Source organism: Ponticaulis profundi (genome assembly GCF_042659465.1).
GTDB classification, from domain to species: domain Bacteria; phylum Pseudomonadota; class Alphaproteobacteria; order Caulobacterales; family Hyphomonadaceae; genus Ponticaulis; species Ponticaulis profundi.
In genome coordinates, this window is record NZ_JBHSSW010000028.1 from 41565 (window position 1) to 63879 (window position 22315).

21 protein-coding genes are annotated in these 22315 nt (G+C 49.4%); 5 read left to right on the forward strand and 16 right to left on the reverse strand.

Features of this window, described 5'->3' with window-relative positions; genetic code table 11:
• Positions 1-22 precede the first annotated feature (22 nt).
• Entirely contained in the window at positions 23-1162 is a 1140-nt protein-coding gene (locus ACFQDM_RS13960; RefSeq protein ID WP_377380025.1) for a cysteine desulfurase family protein, read from the forward strand.
• A gap of 172 nt (positions 1163-1334) precedes the next feature.
• Here the strand turns inward: ACFQDM_RS13960 and ACFQDM_RS13965 are convergent, their stop codons facing one another.
• From ACFQDM_RS13965 to ACFQDM_RS14015, 11 genes are all read right to left on the reverse strand, one after another.
• Complete coding sequence (locus ACFQDM_RS13965; protein WP_377380027.1) at positions 1335-2657, reverse strand: tyrosine-type recombinase/integrase; 1323 nt, start codon at positions 2655-2657, stop codon at positions 1335-1337.
• Between the two features lie 125 nt (positions 2658-2782).
• Positions 2783-4402 carry a recombinase family protein gene (locus tag ACFQDM_RS13970; protein WP_377380029.1) on the reverse strand — a complete coding sequence of 540 codons (1620 nt, stop codon included), beginning with the start codon at positions 4400-4402 and terminating at the stop codon, positions 2783-2785.
• A complete protein-coding gene (locus ACFQDM_RS13975; RefSeq protein WP_377380031.1) occupies positions 4396-4725 on the reverse strand; it encodes a hypothetical protein in 330 nt (109 codons plus the stop codon). Before ACFQDM_RS13975 ends, ACFQDM_RS13970 begins: the two co-directional genes overlap by 7 nt.
• A 158-nt stretch (positions 4726-4883) precedes the next feature.
• On the reverse strand, positions 4884-5489 hold the full coding sequence (locus ACFQDM_RS13980) for a Fic/DOC family protein (protein ID WP_377380032.1): 606 nt from the start codon (positions 5487-5489) through the stop codon (positions 4884-4886).
• A 6-nt stretch (positions 5490-5495) separates the two neighbouring features.
• Entirely contained in the window at positions 5496-5681 is a 186-nt protein-coding gene (locus ACFQDM_RS13985) for a hypothetical protein (RefSeq protein WP_377380034.1), read from the reverse strand.
• A gap of 52 nt (positions 5682-5733) precedes the next feature.
• Positions 5734-6009 carry a hypothetical protein gene (locus ACFQDM_RS13990; protein WP_377380035.1) on the reverse strand — a complete coding sequence of 92 codons (276 nt, stop codon included), beginning with the start codon at positions 6007-6009 and terminating at the stop codon, positions 5734-5736.
• Positions 6010-6053: 44 nt separating this feature from the next.
• Positions 6054-7823 (reverse strand): type IV secretory system conjugative DNA transfer family protein, encoded by a 1770-nt coding sequence (locus ACFQDM_RS13995; protein ID WP_377380037.1) that lies wholly within the window; start codon positions 7821-7823, stop codon positions 6054-6056.
• A gap of 365 nt (positions 7824-8188) precedes the next feature.
• Positions 8189-8347 (reverse strand): hypothetical protein, encoded by a 159-nt coding sequence (locus ACFQDM_RS14000; RefSeq protein ID WP_377380038.1) that lies wholly within the window; start codon positions 8345-8347, stop codon positions 8189-8191.
• Between the two features lie 94 nt (positions 8348-8441).
• On the reverse strand, positions 8442-9170 hold the full coding sequence (locus tag ACFQDM_RS14005; protein ID WP_377380039.1) for a hypothetical protein: 729 nt from the start codon (positions 9168-9170) through the stop codon (positions 8442-8444).
• Between the two features lie 13 nt (positions 9171-9183).
• Positions 9184-10302 (reverse strand): ROK family protein, encoded by a 1119-nt coding sequence (locus ACFQDM_RS14010; protein ID WP_377380041.1) that lies wholly within the window; start codon positions 10300-10302, stop codon positions 9184-9186.
• A gap of 50 nt (positions 10303-10352) precedes the next feature.
• Complete coding sequence (locus ACFQDM_RS14015; RefSeq protein WP_377380043.1) at positions 10353-10958, reverse strand: recombinase family protein; 606 nt, start codon at positions 10956-10958, stop codon at positions 10353-10355.
• A 256-nt stretch (positions 10959-11214) separates the two neighbouring features.
• On the opposite strand from ACFQDM_RS14015, the gene ACFQDM_RS14020 reads away from it, so the two are divergent.
• The 4 genes from ACFQDM_RS14020 (at position 11215) to ACFQDM_RS14035 (ending at position 13879) form a co-directional block, all read left to right on the forward strand.
• Positions 11215-12036 (forward strand): hypothetical protein, encoded by an 822-nt coding sequence (locus tag ACFQDM_RS14020; RefSeq protein ID WP_377380044.1) that lies wholly within the window; start codon positions 11215-11217, stop codon positions 12034-12036.
• Between the two features lie 81 nt (positions 12037-12117).
• Positions 12118-12609, forward strand: a complete 492-nt coding sequence (locus ACFQDM_RS14025) for a hypothetical protein (protein ID WP_377380046.1) — start codon at positions 12118-12120, stop codon at positions 12607-12609.
• A gap of 575 nt (positions 12610-13184) precedes the next feature.
• Positions 13185-13436 carry a hypothetical protein gene (locus ACFQDM_RS14030; RefSeq protein WP_377380048.1) on the forward strand — a complete coding sequence of 84 codons (252 nt, stop codon included), beginning with the start codon at positions 13185-13187 and terminating at the stop codon, positions 13434-13436.
• A complete protein-coding gene (locus ACFQDM_RS14035) occupies positions 13433-13879 on the forward strand; it encodes a hypothetical protein (protein ID WP_377380050.1) in 447 nt (148 codons plus the stop codon). Before ACFQDM_RS14030 ends, ACFQDM_RS14035 begins: the two co-directional genes overlap by 4 nt.
• Positions 13880-13893: 14 nt before the next feature.
• On the opposite strand, the gene ACFQDM_RS14040 is transcribed toward ACFQDM_RS14035, so the two are convergent.
• From ACFQDM_RS14040 to ACFQDM_RS14060, 5 genes are all read right to left on the reverse strand, one after another.
• Positions 13894-15165 carry a HEPN domain-containing protein gene (locus ACFQDM_RS14040; RefSeq protein ID WP_377380052.1) on the reverse strand — a complete coding sequence of 424 codons (1272 nt, stop codon included), beginning with the start codon at positions 15163-15165 and terminating at the stop codon, positions 13894-13896.
• 29 nt (positions 15166-15194) lie between these two features.
• Positions 15195-16421 (reverse strand): Fic family protein, encoded by a 1227-nt coding sequence (locus tag ACFQDM_RS14045; RefSeq protein WP_377380054.1) that lies wholly within the window; start codon positions 16419-16421, stop codon positions 15195-15197.
• Positions 16422-17007: 586 nt separating this feature from the next.
• On the reverse strand, positions 17008-18531 hold the full coding sequence (locus ACFQDM_RS14050; RefSeq protein ID WP_377380055.1) for a hypothetical protein: 1524 nt from the start codon (positions 18529-18531) through the stop codon (positions 17008-17010).
• 265 nt (positions 18532-18796) lie between these two features.
• On the reverse strand, positions 18797-21316 hold the full coding sequence (locus tag ACFQDM_RS14055) for a DEAD/DEAH box helicase (protein WP_377380057.1): 2520 nt from the start codon (positions 21314-21316) through the stop codon (positions 18797-18799).
• Positions 21309-22268, reverse strand: a complete 960-nt coding sequence (locus ACFQDM_RS14060) for a HamA C-terminal domain-containing protein (protein WP_377380059.1) — start codon at positions 22266-22268, stop codon at positions 21309-21311. Before ACFQDM_RS14060 ends, ACFQDM_RS14055 begins: the two co-directional genes overlap by 8 nt.
• Positions 22269-22315 lie beyond the last annotated feature (47 nt).

The window sequence follows — 22315 nt, forward strand, 5'->3', positions numbered from 1 at the left end:
ATCGTCCAGTATTGAGGACCCTATGCAAGTCGGTGATACCATCTACCTCGACTATCAGGCTGCAACGCCATTGGACGATCGTGTCCTGCGGGTGATGCAGGCGGCGTTTGCGACGCACTTCGCTAACCCACATGCGGTTGATCACGTGCTTGGTTGGCGAGCGGCCGCGGCAATTGACGCCGCCGCCTCAAAGGTTGCCGCTCTTTTTGGGCTACAGGCTGATGATGTGATCTTCACATCAGGCGCGAGTGAGGCAAACGCGATGGCGCTGAATGCGGCGAGAGCAATCGCATCCCAAACGGGGCGGACCGAGGTTCTGATCGGTTCGGCGGATCATGGGTCCATCCGCAACGAAGCGAACAGTAGTCGCTTGACAGTAAAGCACATTCCACTCGATGAGCGAGGAGCGCCAGACCATGACAAACTACGCGCAATGATAAGCGATGAGACAGCGCTTGTTTCTGTGATAGGCGTCAACAACGAGAATGGGGCAATCGCAGAGCTCGCTGCAATAGCAGCGCTCTGCAGATCCTGTGGCGTCCTGTTTCACGCAGATCTTGCTCAGGCCCCTCTCGCAATGGACATCAACCTTCTTGATCTAGACATCCCGTTCGCGACGATTTCCGCACACAAGCTCTATGGCCCCAAAGGTATCGGGGCGCTCTTAACAGGTCCCGGTGTGTCTGAGTTTGTGAGACCCGTTGTCATGGGTGCCGGTCAACAAGGTGGGCGGCGCGGCGGGACGATGCCTACCGAGCTCATTGTAGGATTCGGCGAAGCTTGCCGGCTCGTTTCGATTGATGGACCGATTGAGCGCGAGCGAATTGCTTCAATCAAAGATCGATTTGTTGAACAGCTTGAAGAAAAACAAATTGCTAACTTGGTTGGTGCGCGGAAAGACCGTCACCCTGGAAATGCGTTGATGCATTTTCAGGGGCAAAACGCGGCCGATCTATTGGCGCGTCTGCAGCCCCACATAGCAGCGTCGACACAGTCAGCCTGCTCGTCAGGGACGATGGAGCCCTCACATGTTCTAAGTGCGATGGGAATTGATCGAGGGGCCGCGTCGGAGTGTATACGTTTCAGCTTTGGCCGCTTTTCAGATTTTCGACAGGCCGATAGAGCAATAGCTTTTATACTAAATGCTGTAGGGATGAATTAGGGTGGGGCCCGCATGACTTTTGGGGCGCACACCGTGGCACTCTGAATTCATCAAAATATAACTAGCCGCCCTATTTGGCAGATAGCTCGGAAATGGCTGTCAGATCTAATTGTGGGAGAAATTCAGAAGCTGAACAGGGCGATTTCAAAAATTCATCGAGAACTTCCTGGAGTTAAACTGTCGGTTTCGCCTCCGTAAGCATCTGATTAATTGCGCTCTGTCGGGACTGCCGATCCAGCGTGTAGGTGTTCCGCCTGAACTCGACCCCTTCGAGTAGCGCCTTCACGTAGCCAGACACGGTGTCCGCAGCCATGATCAATGTGGAATCCAGCGTATGGACGTACTTGCTCGTGACGGATCCCTTAGCGTGACCGATGAGGGCGGCGATCGTGATCTCTGTGAAGCCCAGGTCGTTCGCGATGCTCGCGAAGCTGTGTCGCAAAACGTGAGGGGTTACGTCCCAAAGCGACGTGTCCTTGAACATCTTCTTCCAACTCTGTGGGAAGTTCCCGACGGCGTTGTCCAAGCCCTTGCCGGGAAAGACATACGTGCCTGCCCGTCGCTTCCGTTCGTCTTCGAGATACTCGATAACAGGCAATCCGACAGGACGGACGGAAGATCCCTCCTTGCTATCGATCAGCCGCAGGCAGCTACCCTCAAGATCGACCTCGCTCCATTTGAGATTTATGATTTCTCCGCGACGGCAGCCAGTCAGCGCGATCAGCCTGAGGATATCGGCGTGTATGCGGTAGTGGTCGCTCTCCCGCGCCTCGCGAAGAATGCCGCCTAGAACCCGATACTCGGCTTCGCTGAGCCTTCGGTCACGGACCTGGTATTTCGGTTTGCGGAGACCATGCGTCGGGTTGTGCTCAATCACGCCAGCCTCGACGGCATAAGAGAAAATGCCACCGAGCAGGCCCATGGTCCGGATCGCTGTGCCGCGGCCGCCGCGAACGATGGCCTTGCCACGGAGCTTTTCGGTTTTCATGGACACGCGCGTCTTACCGGCAATGATGTCTTTCATCAGATTGTTCATGTCCGGCTTTGTGATGTCCCGCACACGTCGTGTCCCAAGAAGAGGAATGATGTGCCTGCGGATACGGCCGACATCGGTGGCAATGGTGGTCTCCTTCTTCGGCCGGCCGCCTTTCCCTAAGATGAGGCCAGCTTCCATGTCGGCGATGTACTGCTCGCAGAGCCGCTTGATGGTAAGCGCCTTCCGGTCTTCTTCCCGTTCTTCGGCGGGGTCGTCACCATGAGCGACCCGGCCAAGTTGCGCTTTCGCTTCACGACGTGCGGCCTCCGGAGTCCATACGCCATGCAGACCTATCGTATAGCGACGCGAACGTCCTCTTGATCGATACTGAATCACATAGCTTCTCTTCCCGGATGCGAAGACGCGTAGACCAAACCCAGGGAGTTCATCATCCCAAATGACGTAATCTTTGGTGCCTGTTTCAGCCGTATCAACGACCCGCTTGGTGATCTTCGCCATTGTTCCAGTCCCTGCCGGACCCGACTTCGCGTAAGTACCACGTAAGCACTTGGCGGCAAATTCGGGCATACTCTCGGATAGGGATTTCGGAGAGAGGATTCTAAAAATCAACAATTTTCAGGTGGTTATCTCACTCTGGCGTGCCCTATCGCGTAATTCGGATAGGGCAATGAACCAGCTCCGAAGGCAGAGGTCTCAGGTTCGAATCCTGATGGGTGCGCCATTTGTATTTCAGACATCATATCACCCTTTAAGCCTCTGAAAATATTAGAAATATCAGGGGTTCGAAAACCCGATTTTCGGTCATATGCCAGTGGCGATGAAAGCACCAATCTCAGCACAGTTTGACGAGCGATGTAGTCGCCTTTTTTCCAAAGATTATAAGGACTTGAGAGGAAGCGCATCGTGAGTTCGAACATCTCCTCGAAAGGGCGATCTTTTTGGGGCTGTTGAGACAGCTTTTCGGAAAGCAAAAGCTTTTCCTTTTCCAAGCTCTCAATTCGGCGCTCGTAAGCGTTGATCACACTCTCATTTGTCGCCGTCACGATACGATCCAGAAGCGAGGCAATATCCGCATCGATTTTCTTAATCGAATCCTCAACTGATCTAAGTGCGGCTTTAGCCTGCCCTGCTTGCTGGCTCCATGCGTCCTTAAACATGACTGTCACAAGGTCGATGAGTTGTTTCCCAGGCGTTAGCTTTTGAAGCAACTTCTCGAAGGCACCCTCAAGATCATCGCGCTTGATGGATTTGCGGTATTCGTCGCAGGCTTTATTGAAACACATATAATACGCATGCTTCTTGCCTGTCTTGGATGTAGACCAGCTGGCAGTCATGTTCTTCGAACAACACGCGCAGACGACCGTGCCGCGCAACGGGAAGTCCTGATTAAGGTCAGCGCGGGTCGCGGCATAAGCGCGACCGTTGAGACGTTCGTGAGCTTTCTGGAATGTCTCAAAACTCACCAGACCTTCATGCTTTCCTGGCCGTAGAGAAACACCCCATTCTGGGCGTTCCACCATGCCGCCGTAAAGGACGCGGTTCAGGAGGTCATGAACACGTTGCAAATGGACGCGACCATTATTTCCACGAGGGAATTCAGGGAAGGTTTCGAAGAAACGCATGATTTCTGTTTTTGACTGGAAACGCCCAGACGCTAACCCTTCAAAGGCTTCCTGAATAATGCTTGCCAGCGGTTCATCACGGACGAGTGTTTTTCCCATGCCTTCAACGCGTTCGTGCCTAAAGCCCCAAGGAGCCGCAAACGGATAGAATCCGCTCCTAATACGAGCTTCCATCCGATTGCGGGTCTGCTCTGCATTCTTGTTGCGAGCATGGGCAGACACAGATGCCAGAAGGTGCTCGATAAGTTGCGAGTCGCTGTCCTCTCCGAATTCTATGGAAGGAGATTCAAGGACGCCTCCCGCTTCTGAGATAGATGTTCTGAGTTTGAGGTGCGCGGTGAGGTCCCTGGCTAAGCGACTAATATCATCGATGATCACACGAATTTGGTCGCGTCGGTGTTTGCGAAGGTATGCCAGCATAGTCTTCATACCAGGGCGCTCGACAAGCGATCCGGAGACCGCCTTGTCTTCAAATACGCGGACGATCTCATAGCCTTTCATTCGAGCGAATTCAGCGCAGCGCGCAGCTTGGCTTTCAGCGCCTTGCCCTTTTCGGACTTGTGCGAGCGAAGAGACACGAACATATGCAACCGCTTTCTGTGTGTTTGACGTGTTCAGCATGACATCTCTTCCTTTCGCTCGTTCTCTGATTTTAGCAGAATCTGAGGCCCTGCGGCGAAAGTGTTTACGTCTTGTCCACAACCCCTTTCGCTCATTGCAAGCTGGACAGGATGCACGCCAAAACCAAGCTTCACAAAGCTCGAAACGATAGACCATAAAGCTTGAATTAGCTCGTGCTTGTCTTCATCCGAAATTTCCGCGTCGGCCAACAAAGCTTCATATTTGGATGTATCGATCCCAACCGATAGCTGGTGATTTCTGCCATCATCCGTATTCGGACCATCTAATCTGCGCATAGATATGCGCTCTTCATGCTCATGCATGGCGTGCCTCCTTTCCGAGGGTTTTGATTTTTAAGGAAACGGTTCGGCCTCTATCTCGTGCGGAGAAATACGCTCACGCAGAAATAGAACATTTCAAGAACACTTTAGCAAATTGAGCTTTGCAAGTTCAAGAAAAAATTAGCTAGGTAATTAATTGTCTATCGCGAGCGATCTTTTGTTCGACTCTGGCCCAGCGCTCTTGATATGCACTCGGACATTCCGCGATAGTCGCCTTCATGCGATAGTATGGAGGCTTGAATCCAACTGCCTCGTTCAAGCTTAGTCAGGTCGAGCCTTTGACCAGCCTGAGAAGCTAGCTGAGAGAGATAGTGAAGTTGAGTCCGTCCATTGCCTTCTCTGAACGGATGAAGTGCGTTGAGGTCGCCCACAATGACTGAAGCCTCAGTTGCAAAAGAGGCGCGACCCAAAGCCCGGAGAAAATTCTGCTGTTCTAGGCGTTTATGTATGTCCGCCATGCCCATCTCAATGCGGTCATGGGGGTGAAACCAAAGACCACCTTTATTGATATCGACCTGCCTTATCTCTCCAGCCCAGTCATAAACATCTTGAAAAAGATGTTGGTGAATAGCCTTCAAGTGGTCGAGATCAAAACTTCCATTTGGGCAGCCTTCCTCCATACGCTGTTGTACGAGCCGTCGCTCAGCGTATTCGAGCAAAGCAGCATCTTCTAAGCCAAGCTGATTGCGTAGCACATCGGAGCCCGGCCAACGATAAAGGCAGCGGTCCTTTGCTTCGTTATTCATGAAAGATTATTCGGCTGCGAGTGACTCTTTCATCCGAGCCTCGATGTCGGTGAGAATGTAGGCGCGACGCCGCTCATCGTCCCAACCTTCACGGTCGAACATTTCGAACATAGCTTTATCTTCCGCAGTCAGAGGATTGTTCTCAATTTCCTGCAGTTTCCAGCCTTCATAACGGTGCTTGAGTCGATTCACATCCATGTCCTATTATACCACGAAACAACCACCAATTTCCAATTTTTTCCTCTCATAGCGACTTTGATTTGCGAATTGTCTGTTCCTGACCCTGGCTGCGCTCTTTCTTGATCCGTTCAATTTCTTGCATCAGGTCCACACGTTTGTTTTCCATTGCTTCCCGCGCAATTCGATCACCGTCGGATCGCATTGCCCCTTTGGGGCGTAAATGCATCTGCGGAGATTGCGGTGTATTCAATTGCCGATCAATTGCGTCAGCCTGTCTTTGCAATCGATCTTGACGCTGTTCATATGTTTCTGGCGCACCCTGATTAAAGCCGTCCCTCATTGAGATATTCTCCTGGAAATAATTAGCTGTTTTTTTGCGGCTGATTACTCAGCCGCCACCGAAGAAGCTTCGGCATCCACATGTGGCAAACTCAATGGTTTAGATGCTTGCTGCGACTCAACAGCAGATGAAGAAAGCAAACCCCATTGGTCGTAATTTGCGCGTGGTAATCGAAGCGGTTTCGAGCCAGAGATAAACACATAGGCATCACCGGATTGACGACTAACTTGTTTTTCGACTTGATCGGGTCGAGCAACCTCGCGCAGTTGCATGGTGTAGCTTGACGAGTTCCCACCGCGTCCGGAACTATGCGTATAGGACTTGAAATATTCTTTGCCCAAGCGTGCGGAAAGGTATTTCTGAGAGAGAAGATCGTTGTTGGAGAACATGATGAGGACGCCAGCGTTCGCAATGAACGTTTCCCATGCCTCACCATAGATTTCTTTCAGTTGGCCGATGTCCTGAGCACACACGAACAACTTAACTCCAAACTTCGCTGACTCTCCAGCCGCACGCTTGATGCGGTCCATTTTTCCGAGCAGTGGGAATTCATCCAAAAAGAACAGCGTAGAATGCTCAGGTTTCGGTATAGAGAGGTCCTGCATGGCCTCAAAAGCCGCATCGAAAAGTAATCTCATCCAAGCTTTGTATGTGTCGCCCATACCAGCAGGAATGACGATGTAAACGGAGACTTTTCCTGTTTTTAACTCTCGCATGGAGAAGCTGCTTTGCGACGTATTTTGTCCAACCACACCTGAATCGAGCCACTTCATGGCCGTTCTGGCGGTTTCCATTGTCGAACCTAGTTCAGATTCGGCCCTGTGTTCATTGCTTTCCGCAAAGCGCCTAATCAGCCCTCCGAAAGCTTCGTTTCGGGCCATAGCGATCCAGAGGGACGATGGGTCTCCAGATAGCAGAAGGTCTCTGACCTGAGTTAAATGGACATGCTCTCGCAGGGCATTCGTGCCGACGAACGCGATCAGCATAGAGATCATTTTACGAGCTGCATGTGTCCAGTAAGGCTTATCTCCCTCTAGCGGCACTAGGCTTTCTGACACCACATGACACTTATCAATTGCTAAAGGGTCATTTTCAAAGTCGATCTCGTGGAGAGGATTCCAGCTATCTGTTGGGTCACCAGTAACCCCGAACGGATCAAGGAGCACGACTTTTTGGCCAAGAACTTCCCGGCGATACCTGGCCGTCGCCATGTAGTTCTCGCCGCTTGGATCGTAAATGATCGCGGACCCAAGCCAATGTGCTAGGTTTGGAATAATGAAAGCTCGACCTTTTCCTGATCTGTTGTTCGCGACCATGCCGATATGACGATCATCAGCGAATGTAATTCTTTCGGTTGGTCGCTTAGGAAACCGCTGCGGCGCTGCCATCGACAGAAGGAAGCCATTACGTTCTTCAGGCTTTAGAGCATCCGGCTCACCGAGTTCCTGTCTGATTATGCGCATGCTTGAGCGCACCGAAGTGAACTGATCGCCAATTCTAGCCAGTCGATCTAGCCACCAGCCAATGAATACGTGCCATTGTTTGGTAACAGTCAGATATGCAGCAATCGCAAGGCCAGAGAGAAATAAGTACAATCCGACCAGAGCAGCAATGCCTGCGACTCCTGCAAATACCCACATCCAAAATTCGTAGGTCTGGAAGATGAAGTAGGCGATGAATGACAAAACGATTGGGATCGAAATTCCAATACTGATCATCATAAGCCAGAAGGCCGCCCCCGATGTCGGGCCTGGCATAAGCTTTTTGAAGCGCTGCATCGATGGATTGTGCAGAAAATTGTCGTCAAAGGACATTTAAGTAACTCCTGTAGCGTGTTGCTTCTACAGGGGTGAACTGCCGCGCCTGCGACGCGGCAGTTTAAGGTATTGCTTTCATGTTGAACGTAGAGCCTCTCGGCTCTGGACGCTTACGTTCGTCACACTCGATTTAAGCCATGCCCGTAAATGCAAGCTGTCGTGAACGGGTGCATCGGAGCGACGTGGTTGAAACGCCAAAGTTCTGCAGTCCCGTACATCAATCCGCCTAAGATTGGATTTGACCTATTCTGAACGCATCCGCATATCGGGCAGTTGGTTTCTTTGCTGATCATTATCGTCACCTTCCCCTTGGAAATGCCGCGATGCTTCGACATGTCGGCATTTCCTGAGTTGACTAGTACTTATTTATTGTACCAGTCGTTGAAGCGCCGTTGCTCTTCCTGACGTTTTTGAAAAGCGTCGTTTTGACCCTGCCGATAGCTGGCCAGAGCGCCTGGGTCATTATTGGTAGGAACATTCCATCCGTTTTGCCCGGCTTTCCGGAATGGATCATTAGTCATCTTCGTTCTCCTTTGCTGCTGATGACAGGGCAAAGGTGACACTATTTTCATGCATCGTCAACAACGTTTTAAAGTTTTTTCGTTGTATTATTGTTCAACGAGGAGAGCGGGATAAAATTCCTTGTGCAAGATTGTAAAGTCTTTTGCCAAAGGTTGCGACATCTATGCTCTCGTCTGAAAAGGCCGAGATTTGATCATCAAAACGTGACGAATTTCGCGGAATGCTTATGTCAGAAGGCAATTCATTAGCCCTGAGCCAGTTCGCCAGCGCTTGATAACCTCGTGGATCCTTGCGGCGCAAATATGATCTCGGTAATTCCTCTACGCCGTCCTGAAAATATACCCTACGAAGAAACGCAACAATATCCTCCGACTTGTTCTCTCTATCGGGATATAATTCGGGCGCTGTATCAGGGAGTCTTTTATCCTGAACGACCCTGCTAAAAAGGTTCACAAATTTCTTGTTTTCAGGATTAAGTTTTCGGAAGGTTTCAATCAGAAGTGTTTCGTCTTCGCCTAATTTGTGCAGCATTGACCAATCGCTCGCGTCCAATAAAACGCGAGGAATCGTACCTTTAGTTGCGGCCTCGACGAAGTATTGAGCGGCTTTAAATTCCTTGTCAGTAAGTCCAGAACAATCAACAGTTCTATTAATTTTGCTTCTTTCCAATTCTCCTCTTTTCTTGTTCGGATAATGTACAGTTTCCTTTTTAAATATTGTGCCTTCTTCGACATTTACATTATCATACCTTGAATTGTATTTCCCAGAAAAATCTTGGGAGAGGGCTTCTTCGCGTAAGTGTTGAGTATTTGAACGGGTCATGGCGCAATTATTTCTATGGAAACTGGAAAACGTTTGGATTGGTTGCTGCGTCGAGCTGTTTTCGGCTCCAGCATAGGCAACCTAGCACTCCTGTGTCAGGAAATGTCCAACGTTTAATGAACTTACCTAATTTGTATTGGCTATCATATCCTGGATACATTCGACCATTTCTTCGATTGCGTCCGATAACGTCATAGAAACCCCTTACATGTGGAACTAAGTATTCATTGTTTACTAGTCTCCCGCCTAGAAAGAAAGTGGTCGGGGAGTGCGTTAACACAATCATATGTATCGCTTGAGCCACGTAATAACCAATCCAGTGAAGCGCTTCTGCATCCGCCGGCAGCTGCAAGTAGTCATCGAGGGTGAGCTTCCATTTCTTTGCCAAAGCTTCTATGGAGACTGTGCCTTCGAGACATGGCAATGAGTGCGCACCGCAATCAGAAATCGGAAATCGATGTTCATCTTCAAATGCAGGGTAGATAGGAAGATGACCAAATTCCAGAGCTGTTTCTCCGCGTACGAACGAATTGTTCCTTAGAACAGCTCCACCAACACCCTGATCTAGAAGAAAATATGCTACCGTTTCTTGAGCCAGCGCTCGCTCGTCTTTTCTATAAGCTTCAGACCCAATTTTGTCTCTCTTAAGCCGCATTTGCCTTTGAAGATAATGTTCGCCAATCACAAACGCTTCTGCGTCATGTAGGCATCTTACTGTAATGTTTTTGTTGCCAAATTCTTCAAATGTGTCCGAGACGATCTTGTGAAGATCAATTGCAGCCCACTTCTCGGCTCTGGGTGCATGAATAATTTTTCCGGAGTTATTAAAGCCCGTTCGATTTTCCTTGAAAGGCCCCAAACTTGCAGTCGTTACGATTTTGAGTTCCGAGATTTCGGTGTGATCGGCCATTGCGGAAACAATTGCCTCCACATCTTTTTTTACAGTTTCTGCCGGCTTGATTCGCAATGCATTGACTTCTTCGCGATCCACGAAGTTTGGCTGAAAGCTCAGCTCGTAATTTCCGAATTGATCTTGCTCGTGACCGGATATGGACCGGCCGGTCGCCCAAATATTTGCATCATCAGCAAAGAATATACCTGCCAAAGAGTCATGTTCGGTTTCGTTGCTCAAGGATACTTAGTCCGTATTCAATTTGCGTCTCTATCCAATTGATAAGCTGATTATTGATCCTGGTCATCCCCGGATAAACCCCGGAGGCAACGAGCTATTGTCCTGCCGCTCACGTTGTAGGCCCTCGCGAGATCGACATTTTTTGCCCCTGCTTCCTTCTTCGCACGGACGGCAGCGATTTCCCTTTCTGAAAGCTTCCTTGGCCTACCCAATTTCACGCCACGCGCTTTCGCAGCAGCGAGGCCTTCGCGGGTGCGTGCTCTTAATTTTTCGCGTTCCCATTCAGACACAGCGGCTCTGATGGTGAATGAGAAGCCACCATCAGCTGTTGAGAGATCATACTCTCCTGACATCGCCTCAAAACCGATACCACGCTCGCTTAACCCTCTTACTTCCGTGAGCGCATCAATGACCGAGCGATAGGCGCGATCAACATCCCAGACGACAAGCGTATCGCCTGGCTTCAGTTTCGAGAGCACTTCGTCATATACGGGCCTATGGTGTGAGCTTGCAGAACCTTTCTCGATGAACACCGCATCGCAGGCTGCACGCAGGCCGTCGATCTGACGCGCCGGCGACTGTTCAGCCGTAGAGACCCGGATATAGCCCAAGCGTTTACCGCTCGACTTCAATGAACCTGATTTTGAGCGCACCATACTGATCCGCCTTTCTGCGTCATGCATCCTAGTTGTCTGAATGGATCGCAGATTGGCCTCAGCGCTCGTGCAGCAGGTGACAAAAACGATCGTTTTTGTCGGATGGACCAATGATGCGATAATGGCGCTGAGCACCGGACATCAAAACGAGGCGTTTCAACGTCTTACCTGCTTTACCAAAAGTAAATCGGTTGCTCAATATAAAAGCGACAGAATGGATCGTTTTTGTCCCATATAAACAAGGGTCTAAACATCCATGATCTCCGGAAAATTGAAAGGCGCATCGCTCGCCATTCTTGCCGCATCCGTACTTGCAGCCTGCACAGCCACACAGCTCGAAGAGCTGAACACCGTCATGAAAGACAGCTTCGAGAACAGCATGGGGGCAAGCTTTGGGACGGGCGTTGAGGTGACACCAGACCGCGCGCCAGCGCCTGACACGCTCAGCATTTCGTACACGCCTGCTTTGCTTGATGGTTACACGAGTGAGGCAGGCAAATGCACCCGAGCACTCGCCAAAGCCTGCTCAGATTCCTTTGGCGGTTTGGCGGCTCCATTCTGCGTTTCCGAGAAAGCCTCAATGTGCGGCGTTTATCCGAAAACACCGAACAGCAGTGTCGCTGAGTGCTTTGATGATGTCGGCGAAGGACGGTTGAAATCAGGCGCATGTCGAGAGGCCGGACTTGATACTAACGTAACAGTGACGCAAAGCTCTGCGACTTTTCCGTTCGGCCCTGCGCGACCTGTATATGAGCAATATCAGGTGATGGTCGAGGAATACAGCAACCAGGCCTTCCGCGATCTCTACTTCAAGGCCGAAGGCTCGACCATGTGTACGGGCGCAATGACCCGAGGCGGTGATAATCTGCGATGCCAAATCGAAGCTGTGCAGCAAAACATGGTCGATGCCGCAGGCTACACCTGCGAGTTCAAGTTCAACCCGCTGCTCGACTTTAACAAGGCGATGGATGCCCGAGCGGAAGTTGGCAAGAAGATCGATCACCAGTGTTCGGTCAAGCCGACTGTGCTTGAGAGCATGGTCGATGTCTCAACCAAGCGTGCTTACGCGTTTAAATAGTCACGGAACGTAATGACGGAAGGCGAGTGATTGCCTTCCGGTATCGTTCGCACACACCATTCGCCTTTCGGACAACCTGTTATGATCTCGCTTGAGGGAATTCCCTTCGGCCTAATCGGCCTTGCTATTGCGGTTCTCGATTTCACCGGCACGTCCAAGAAAATCGAGGCTGCATTGGCAAGGTATATTGAGGTTGAAAAGCAAGATGCCGTTGAAGCCAAGGCGCAGTTGCTCACCACCGATCTTGCCTATCATTGGCACGCGTTCAGATCCTTTGTGCCTGGAGCACTCATTGGCATTGGCTTCTTCACAGGGCTATGGTTTTGGTTAGGCGAGAACAACAAGCTATTATGGCTCATCGATTGGCTTCCCAATTGGCCGTGGTGGTCGTTTGTGTATTGGGGGCCGCTACTCCTGGTCATCCTCTATATTCTCGATCATCTTACGATCGAAGGATTTCGGTTCGGTATATCGGTCATCATCTGGAGAATGTTTTGGATATTGTCCCTGCCGAAGTCGGGAATTGTCGGCAGCATCGGCCTGATCATCGCTATCGCAGATAATCTGCTATGATCTTAAACGGGTTGTCTGGTGCGGCTATTTTTGCGTCTGTGATCGTCTGCTGCGCCTAAAACCATAAGCGTAACTGCACCCAATGCGGCGACGGGTAACCCGGCACCTAGTAAAGCGCACCCTAAACCGCCGACTACAGCCCTTGGGCAGGCTTTCTTTATCGTGTTTCTTGCACTCCCAAAATCAAATCCGCTCGCCTTCAATCATCCTCACTTGTTATAAGGATATTATCGCAAATTAGTCCGTATGCTGTCAAATTTGGTGCACCCGAATACGCATGCATTCAATTGCTAGGCTTCAATTGTTTCTAACTCTCATAATGGTTTGAGGTCGGCCTATCACACGCAGGAATGTGAACCTCCATCGCCGACCTTTCATTAGAACCCAAGCGTTCATTTCACCGCTAATCCTGAATTCAAGTCTGCCGCAGGGTTTGCATTGATCCGCTGACGCTCCGGTCAATGGACGGCCCGCGCAAACGAGTTGTCCATGACCGCAAGCGCAAATCCCTTCGGCCTGATGCCTTTCATCGGACCCGCGAATGAACGCGGAGTTCAAAACTGAAGGTCAATACAATGGCAAACTCACAACCAGTCCACCGCCTCAAGGACGGGCTTCTTACCGCCAGCATCTGGTGTAACGAAACCAATGACGGCAATCCGATCTACAGCGTTTCGTTCAATCGCTCATATCTGAAAGATGACGAGTGGCAGACTGCCTTCAGCTACACGCGATCAGATATCCTCAAAATCGCAAGACTGGCCGAGCAGGCATATGACTGGATTGCAAGAAATGCGCGCACACACACTCAGGCAGGTGCAGCATGACGCAGACTCCCCATAGCGAAACACCGCGTACCCAATCGTTATCTGGCGGTGGGTACAGCCCGGGCCATCCCTGGTACTATTTTCTAGGCGGCAAAGTTCGCGGCCCGAAATCAATCCTAGAGGATGTTCTCGCAAGTGGATATCAAGGCTACCGCACAGACATTGAAGATGCGTGCAACCTCGTCGAGCCAAAGCGCTCAGAACAGCTTCGCAAAATCAAAGCCGAGTTACTGGGTCAGTATCGCGCCGATCTGGAACGCTATCGCGAAGTGGTCTGGGAACTTCGGAAAACACCGACCCATGACCGTGGGCCAGATGGCACAGTCAGTTCCGCGCCAGTTCATACCAGTGCAGGCCTAAAATACTGCCACCTCTATAACGATCTGGCGCATCTCATTCGCATTCATGACGCGCTATCCGTTCAGGGGGATTTGTTTGGGTGAAATACAGTCAAATATCATTCCTTTAATGACCGCATTTGATATCCGTTAGCATAGCTCTCGAAATGTCCGGTGTAGCCAATTTCAGACAGCACGACTTGCGCAACGATTTCTCTCGCCTTCAAAATACAATCCCACAGATCTATTCTAGGATCAGCTTCACCGGTATGTGTGATCGCATTGCGTTGTTCGTTTAGCATCTTTGTTGTTGCCTCGGAAAAAGCATCTGCCGGAAGGCCGTATTTTTGAATGATTGCGTTGAGTTTTTCGCTCAAGGTTGAACGGTTAAACATACTGATTTTTCTAATGAAAATCTCTTGCTCTTCGACTGCCAGTTCAGAGTTGCGTATCACCTCGTTCAAGTCCTTTTTGATCGACTTGAATTCTGACTTGGGAATGACTGTGGACTGTTTCTCTGGGACAAGGTTGTCGAGAATGGTCTCGATTGCCGTCATCAATGTAAGGAACCGTACTTCATCAATTGTCGTATCGCTGTTCAGCCAGCCGACCGCCTGCCATACGGCTTCGGAGAAAGGCTGCTCATTTTCGAACCGTTCACACAGTGCTTTAATGTAATCGGATTGATTTAGAAAATGTATGGACGCCAAGTGCGCTGCAGTTCCCGTGCCGCTATAGAATTCAACAATGGTTTGTCCCGGTTGGTACAGCTGAATAATGGGAACTTGTAGTCGTCCGCCATGACCGAACTGAAGGCCCTGCCAGACAAAATCGAGCAGCTTGTCTGCCCTCTCAAACCACTCCTGATTTGGTTCACTGTCATTCGACTTCAATGATATCCAGCCGCTTACTTCGTCGGGGTTAATACGCCGATGATCACCTTGAACCTCAAGAGTTCCCAAAGTTGTCTTCACGGGACACGGGCGAAAGCTTTTGAATCCTCTAAGACACCATTGAACCCTAAAATTTTGTTGGGCTGCCTTTTCGTTATCTTGTGGAAACGTGATGGTCGCTTTGCTGGCGCTAAGCGCAAAAGTAAAGCCGCTAGATGAATGGTTAGATCCAACTATATCGAGATGCTCGGAGTCCAGTTTCCTACCGTCCAGACTGGTCCCGGAGAATGAAAGCCATGCCGACACGCCGCCAGGCTCGCCGCAGTATTTCGAAAAAGACAGATAACATTCTTTCGAGACCTGAGTGGGTTCGATGGCCAGACGATAATCTGCCCCAGCGCGGGCTATAAGAACAACGTCGTAACTTTCGTTGCCGTCTGACAAACTACCACTGAATTCAGTTCGTTCAAAAGTATCTACCTGTTTCTCGTTTGCCATGGACGAAAGTTCCCATTTCCGAAGTTTCTCTAGTCCTGCTTCTCAGGAAACAGCCCTGGCATCCATTCGTGAGCTAACGCTGCCGGAAATGCGAGTTTGAGCGGCGCTTTGGGTGTTTCGGACACTAAAACTCCTTTTTCGATCAGAGCCGATGTCACACGTCTTGCTGTTCGGTCTGTTTTTTGAAGCAGGTCTTCAACATCACCTCTTGGCAGTACGCCTCGATAAAGCACAGCTTCAAGGACTTGCGCAGCGTGAGGTGGAAGATCGGGCTCTCGTTTTGCCCAACTGAGAATGCGCTCGCGAAGCGCGTCGGGCCGAACCAGATTCTGCATGAATTTCACCTGATCGATGCACAATTCCAAAAAGAACGTCGTGAAATTGATAAGAGCGCTTTCACTCAGATTACCGCGTCCATCACGATCACCATGTCGATCCGAGTCACACGCTGCGAGATGTCTCTTGTATTCCGTTTCTTTCCGCGCAAGGCCGCGCGCTACTGACCAAATACCACCTGTGTCGAGAACATCATGCAGCATGCCGTATGAAAGCAGCCTGGCGACCCGGCCATTTCCGTCGAGAAATGGGTGCAGCCATAACAGCCTGTGGTGGGCCGCAGCCGAAGCGATGATCGTTCCTGTCTTTCCCATCTTGCCGTATGCATCGTCAAAGCGATCGAGGAAGCGTGGCAATGCCCCTGGGCTGATGGCGAGGTGACGACCAACCTGAACATCTCTGTGTCTCAGCGCGCCGGGTATAACTTTCACTCGCTCACCAGTGGTCGGGTTTTCAACCCATAACAAATCCTCGGGAACCAGCTCACAGAAGCGCTTGTGGATTTCGAGCGACGCTTTGCTGAGTTTATCGAAACCGCTCATGCCGCCAGCGTCAATCCACGCCTGTACTTCAATGTGGGCACGTGCCTCTTTTTGAAGATCGCGCTTTTTAGGATCATCGCTATAATCGTTGTGCATCGCGCGCTCGATATCGACGGGATGCGTATCGTGTCCCTCGATCAGATTGCTGTAATAGCAATTCATCGCGCGAACGAGATCGGCTAACGCGGTGACGACACCTTCTGGAAGCGCGCTCTTTAATGCGGTTGAGCACTGCATCAGATCGAGCGCCAGATCGGTTATGCGGCTATAGTGCGGAGAGCCTTCACTAATACGCAGTGGCTCCATCTGAAAGATGTCTTCCTTCCGATCTATGACCGTATTTGTGTCCGCTTCATTTTCCGCTTTGTGTTCACTCATAAAGCCAATGATATCATAATAATGTATCGATTAGTAGGAAAAACGTGTCTGCCTATTTGTCCGCTTTTTTGACCGGTGCTTGTGGACAGAAATAACCCAAAACCAGGTCATGTGCCATACGCCATATCCGGTAATCGCTATTGCGCAAGATGTGCGTGTATTACACGCGATCTTGGCAGGGAGAGCCGCTGCGCTCATCTCCCGTGCACCCTCTGCCGCCATTGGATGACACCAAAGCCCCACTTCTTATGTTCGAGCTTATGCTAGATCTTCTGACGAAGAACGCTCCAGTTTACACGCCAGGTCGGGGACAGGTTTCATCCAAAAATCGTATCGCCGATTAATCACTCGAAACGGAACGCCAGTTTCATCTGCGGTCAGGGTAAAGGCCCCCAACACCCGCCAGCATTGAGATTTCGCTCTCCCTGCACCCATCGATCCCTTCAGGAAGATCAGAGGGCTATCGCGCCCCTTGAAACCCACTCGCAATGGCCTTGGAGAGTTGCCTCTCCACCCCTGCACCCCGAACCACGCACAAACGATTGGCCGTTTGATCGCCAATAGAAGAAAGAAGTGCTTCAGGCTCTTAAATTGCCTTCTTTGCAAGTTTGGCGAGTGGATGCAGAAAGTAATGATCCTTAAGAATATCTCTGATCGAGTTAGACTTCGCATTGCGTGAATAAGTTCTGAGCAATTCTCCATCCTTCCAATCGACAGAATAGCCTTCTCTCGCTTTGGTTTGTGTGTCCAGCCATGCGCCCGCATCAGGATGGAATGGGCCGTTGCTCCAAAACTCAAAGTGAAATCGCCGCTCAGCGTAGCGCTGGTCATTGCTGAGAATTGCCAGAATCAGTGGCACTCGATCATCAAGCCAATGTTGAACTTCAGACAGGCTTACTTGAGCACCAGGAATTTTGGATTTACATTCCAAAATGAGTACGGGCGCATCATTAGGTCGGTCGAGTATTGCATCAATTTCCGCGCGCCGACCGGAGTATGGTTCATAACGCTTTAAGCCGGTTAGAAGGTAACCACCTTCTATGTCTTTGGCTAATGATCCTGCCACCAGTTCAAATACGGCTCCGCGCAAGTTGTTCGCTGCGCCTTCAATGCGTGTCAGCGAATTGAGCACGTCTAAAAGGTGTTGCGGGTTCATCGCTGCTGTAGCGCCTGAATTGCTTAACAGCGAGATCAAATCCCGAAGCGCCTTCGCGGTCATTGTACCGAAGAGGTCGGCAATCGTTGCGGAAACCACTCCCGATTGCCTTGCAAGATTAAAGGCATCTTGCGTGAACACATCTCCAATCAAGAAAGGCATAATAGGAGCGACGTTCATGGGTGCCGATGCAAAGGTATGCTTGCGCACAAATTGAGAAACTTCACCTTCCGATATAGCGCCTCTCAAATTGATGTCGCACACAACGAAGCCTGGGCGGATCGATTCTCCCGACTTTTGCGCCAGTGGCCTCAAGTAGGAAGGAGCACTCAGGTCCCAAGCAATACCTGATACTATTGGCAACTCATCGCTTTCTCGAACTTTGAATTTTCCGTAGCTTCCAAAGCCGAGCTTTTTGAGCCAGTCGCCTATCGCCTGCAAAGCAATATGCTCCGCCAACATAGTGGCTTGAAGCTCCGCTTCTGGCGCTCGAGGGTAATGAAGAGGGTGAAAGCGCACCACCTCATTTTCTGGGTCTTGATCATCGACTTCAAGCAATTGGATAGCAATCAGTCGTTCAAGAATACGATCTGGCGATAGTTGACGCTTTCTGGCTATTGGAGCGCCACATACTCTTGGAAACAGACTTCTGGGACAGCCGCCGCCGCGAGCAGTAAGGCCTACGATTGTGTGCCAATAGGCGGTTCCGCTCGTTTTGAAGGCATTTTCGAGCCCCCTCCAAAACTCCGTTGAGCCGTACTGATCTTCCAGATAGATAAATCGAGCATTTTTCGCGAACCGAACCCCTGCCAGTCTGGTGTATTCGCTTTGCGCCCGTGTGATTCTTTGCCTCGCTGCCGCTTCTGATGCTCCCAGCTCAACCATTCGTCGAGCGAGTTCAGATGTCAGGCATGGGCCTGATTGCTTCAACAAAGATTTTACGTTGGACGCCATGCTCCCTACCGTTTGTCACACTGCGCTATTTATAACATCTTCTCTATAGTCGGGTCCATTTTTTTAATCGAATTGAATCCGATAATAAAAGACAATTACTACAATTACTTAATGGATCATGCGAGGCGCGATTCTTAAACTGAATGTCCTGTCAGTCGTCCAAATTTGTATTAACTGTGATCAAATTTTACGATCAGCGCTGAGGCGTTAAGCCAACGAAATAAGTTGGAACACCTTAGGATTAATGTCCAAAATCAGACACCGTTTAGACCGAGAACATGCGGCGAAGTTCATTTATTGAAGCTGAGGGAATGTCGAGCGCCTCAATTTGTTGATCTTTTATCCAGCGTCGCGCTTCGGTCTGCGTAAGGTCAGAGCGTCTCACAATATCATTTAGCTTACTCGAAGTATAACGAGAAATTCCCAGCCCCATAAAACTTATCATTGTGCCTGTAGATGCACCAACTTCCAGGAAAGTAGGTAACGGTGGAATTGAATTAATTTGATCTTTCAATGAGTTGTCCCTGAGTACCTGCTCTAGGACAGAATTGTAACAGGAAAAGAGTCTCACATATTTGTGCCGTAAATCTGTTTCGATCTCTTTGAGAGTATTCCTTATAACGGTTGCTATGTTCGGGTTGCCATCTCGGCTTTCATACTCAAATTTTCCGTCAATGATTGTTGGTAATGGATGACCACCAATCCATTTCAATATCACGGTGGCAAAGTATCGGTGAGACTGATCCTTACCGGGATAACCTAGGACTTCGTCATGTAGGCGTTTTATTGCCCGGGCATATGAATTGAAAGCATCACTATCTAATGGATGACGCGGGATAATGTGAGATGCTCCTCTCAGATGTAAGTCACTGGTGAGGCGTTTGTATAGGTGATTTTGACGATGGACTGATACAGTCGGCGAAGCTTCTATAGTTCCCGAATCTAATTCGGAATTGATAACTACATTGCGGACAGCGCTCTCCAATTCTGTTCGGAGATTTTGTAACTCTAATCTGTCGAGAGTTTCGCTCAAATGGCCCTTGATTTCATCATTGACCAATTTTACGAACGTATTTTCAAACTCATCATCTCTGCCACGTTGAGGATACCCTGTTTTATCATTGATATACTCAATGAGTTCTCGCGTGGTTTCCGTTACATGCTTTTGAATGGTAGGCACGACCGGCATCTGCCTATCGCCATCGATTGGGTGACTTGACCATTCATCATAGTCGACCAGGAAAATATTCCCCGAAAATTCCTTTCCGAGACGGCCTGCTCGTCCAGCCAAATTCCAAAAATCGATCGAATTTAGAGGTTGGTTGGGACCTCGCTGTGGTTCGGATAGAAACAAGTTTTGGGCAGGTAGATTTACGCCCTGCAAAAGCGTGCTTGTCGTAACCAGTGTAGAAAGCACGCCTTCGGAAAAGGCATCTTCAATGGTTTTACGTACAAGCGATGGCAAGCGACCATAGTGAAGCCCAACGCCGGTCAAAACCGATGTCGCCATCATATACTTTGGATGAACCGCATCTTTAATAAACTCAGATAGTTCCTTTCGCTCAGCGGCATTAGCGTCATCTTCTCTTTGGGATAGTTGGAAAGCCAGCTTCTCGCAATCATCAGTGCCTTTCGCATAAACAATTGTTTGTCCGCCCATGCCAAAGCGCATGGTGAGATTTACTAATTTTTTGCGGTATCCTCTGAGCGACTGGTCTGCGTTTGCATGCCCCAGATGAGTCTTTTCACCATCAATTAGAGCCGAAACCGACACGGCTTTAGTGTCTCCTCTGACCGTATCTAAAAAAATCAAATTCTGGCTTACGGTAGGTTCGAGCGATTTTACTTGACGAGGTTCAACTCCGAATATTTTCCCAAGCTTAGTAGGGTCTTCTAAATTTGGACCAGCAAACAGCAGCTGAAGGTTAGGATTCCGAGAAATAGCTTCTTCCACGACAGAAGATAACGTAACACCTCTGGAGCCATCGCCCAGCCCCTGTGCCTCATCGACGACTAGCACGTCAAAGAGCAATTTTTTATGGGCCATTTGAAGTAATTGTAGCCGCTCCTGTGTAACTACATAGACAGCACGTGTTGGCAATCCGTATTCCGCAGGAACAGGGGTGGTTATGAGTTCAATCCCTTCGATACTTTCTATCCAATCACTTACGTCCTGGGACACTTGATTGATCAAAGCTCGACTGGGGACCACGAGCGCTACATGATTAGCTTCTTTTAATTGCAATTTCCGGCGCACGTATTGCTGCAATACAAATGATTTTCCAGCCGATGTGGGGGCAGATATTCCTATTGAAACTCCATCGTTCAAGCTTCTCCAGAGCTCCGTTTGGAAGTTCGTTAGTCGCAAGTTGCCGTCAGAAAGTTTTGCTGTGTTTCTTTCTGCGCGCTCTGCGCTCTCGTATTGTGTTCGGACTGGCAGGCTAGATTCTGAAACTTCATATCTTTTTTCTGCGAAGCTCAGTGCAGGGAAATTTCCAAGACGGCTCAATACTACAAGCAAGGCGTATGGAGCGCCTCTCAATTCTGAGGAATAGATTTCGGAAACAGATGTCGCAATTCTATATGCAACATCTCTATATTTTTGGGTAGTCGAATTTGAGAAAATAATTGCGCTTTGCAAGAGGCGCTTAATAGCTGTTTCGTTTAGAGGCGCGGCGTCTAGTGAAGGTAAGAGCTTTGTGTTCAAATATCTAATTTGAAGTTGTTCAAAATCTTCGTGGAACTGTGAATTTGACCAAACACTTTTGCTCAGTTCTTCAATCATTTGGCCACCCTATTTTTTCTTGAAATTTATCGCGAAACTCTTGAACGTTTGGAACGGGAACAAGAAAAAACTCAAACCGCTGGTCTATTAATTTTTGCGCTTCAATTTTTTTTGGAATGTCGGCAATAAAATTAGCGATTTCGGTTTTCACGTGGTCGATGAACTTTTTTTCGATTTCAGCAGCAGGCGTGCCTCCTCCGAGCGTGTAATCGAAACTAAAGACGAGCACACAGGAATACGCTGGTATTCGATTGTTTGACTGTTCATTATACGGATCAAGATACGCCAACAGCGCCTCGCGAGATTCAGCATTCCATGAGTCTGCGTCCAAATGATCTGAAACGATCGCTATCTCTCTATCCTCGCCATTTTCGATACGAAACTTTGAGATAGATGCCAGAGCTGCGTCGAGCGCTCCATGCAGAGTTGCGTACGCTTTAGATTCTCCCCAATATATCCAAAGCTTTTTGCTTGTGTCGTCGTACTTTGCGTGTATCCCATCACTACCATATACCGGCATGTTGCGATTTGTTTTTAAATACATTTTTGACACGACTTGAGGCGCCCCAAGTTGCCATTCATTCAAAATATATAATACAATCTCGCCGCCTTCGCCCGATCTGTGACTTCCTTTGCGAGCCTTGATGAAAAGCCCTCTTGCCTTTTCAGACAATTGGCTCATCGCGATGCCGGACTTGACAAAATCATTGGGATCGATGTTCGAGATCGCTTCCTGGATCTCACTTCTCGGCAAGCAGAATGGTATCAAATGATTAGATAGTACTGAGATGAAATCATCAAATGTCGCAACTCCGTCTCTGAACGAGAGGTAACTGCATCGCACTTCAATTCGCTCTCCGCAGCCGTCAGTGTCGAATGACAAGTGTCGAATGCGCGGAGACAAATGCTCAAAGTCACCTAGTAGAAGGTCGAACTGTTCTTTCAATTCCATCAAAAATACCCAAAGTTTAGAAAATAAACTAAACGATTCAGGCGGGA